General features: G+C 66.4%; 1 protein-coding gene. It reads left to right on the forward strand.

Features of this window, described 5'->3' with window-relative positions:
• Positions 1–1,594, forward strand: a 1,594-nt coding sequence (locus MOV75_RS37365; protein WP_247007908.1) for a condensation domain-containing protein, incomplete at both ends; no start/stop codon positions are given.

Raw genomic sequence — 1,594 nt, forward strand, 5'->3', positions numbered from 1 at the left:
CCTCGAGCCGCCGCGAGGCGGCACTGCCGGCCTGGCGGCGAGCGACGGACGCAGAGGCGCCGCTCTCGTTCCAGCAGCAGCGCATGTACGTGCTCTCGCGGCTCGATCCGACGCGCTACAATTACAATGTCGTCGAAGTCGCTATGCTCAAAGGCCTGATCGACGTCGCAGCGCTTCAGGCCAGTCTTGCCACGATCTGCGCGCGCCACGAGACGCTGCGCTCGGTCGTCGTCGAACGTCAGGGCGAGCCGGCGCAGCTCGTGCTGCAATCGCCGCCGCGGTTCGAGCGCGCCAAGCTCAAACCCTGTGCTGCGGACAAGCGGGCCGCAGTGATCAGGCGCGAGACGCTCAAGCTCGCGCAATATCCGTTCGACCTGGCGCGCGAGCCGCCGCTAAAGGTCACGCTGCTGTCATTCGACAAGACGAGCCATGCGCTGGTGGTCAACATCCATCACCTCGTCACCGACGGCTGGTCGCAGCGCCTGTTCTGGGAGGAGCTTGCCGCCCACTACGCCGCCGCACACGGGAAGAACGTGGCGGCACAGCCTCTGCCGGCTTTCCAATATCGCGACTTTGCGCTCTGGCAGCAGAGCTGGGCGCAGACGCCGGCGGCCAAGGACCAGCTCGACTACTGGCGAGCCCAGCTCGAGGGCGTCACCACGCTGCCGCTGCGGACCGACCGGCCAAGGCCGGAGGTCTGGAGCGGTCACGGCGCCCGCCACTATCTCGAATTCTCCAGGACGCTGTCGGCCGAGCTGCGCGCGTTGAGCCAGAACCAGGGCGTCACGCCTTTCATGACGCTGCTCGCCGCGTTCCAATGCCTGTTGTTCCGCCACTCCTCGCATGAGGACGTCGCAACGGGATCGCTGATCGCCAACCGCAACCAGATCGAGAGCGAGCACCTGATCGGGCTGTTCGCCAACACGCTGATCCTGCGCAACGATTTTGGCGGCGACCCGAGCTTCGGCGAGATGTTGCGGCGGGTCCGGCAGGTCACGCTCGATGCCTACCGCAACCAGGACCTTGCGATCGAGGAGGTGTTGCGCGCGCTGCAGATCGCCCGGCGGAGCGATGGCAATCCGCTGTTCCGGATCATGTTCATCCTCCAGAACGCGTCGATCGAGGCGGCACGCTTCCCGGGCCTGTCGATGCGGCGGCTGGAAGTCGATCCCAAGGTGGCACGCTTCGACATCACGCTCGAGCTGGTCGAGGCCGACGGCCGCTTCACCGGCTTCTTCGAATACGCCACCGATCTGTTCGACGCCGCGACGATCGAGGCCATGGCGGCTCAGTTCAAGTCCCTGCTGAAGGCCGTCATCGCCAATCCGGAGCAGCGCATCTCGCGCCTGCCGCTCCTGACGGAGACCGAACGCCGGCAATTGCTGGCGACAGGCCGGGGCGTGCCGGCCAATTTCACCACAAGCGGCAATTTGAGCGGACGCTTTGATCGGCAAGCCAAGAAGACGCCGAACGCGATTGCGGTGTCGGACGGGCGCGCATCCCTGAGCTATCGCGAACTGGCCCGCCGCAGCCAGGCAATCGCGCGCTGGCTGGCGCGCGAAGGCATCGGCGCCGAAAGCGTGGTGGCCTTGCT

The organism is Bradyrhizobium sp. PRIMUS42 (assembly GCF_023006515.1).
Classification (GTDB): Bacteria; Pseudomonadota; Alphaproteobacteria; order Rhizobiales; family Xanthobacteraceae; genus Bradyrhizobium.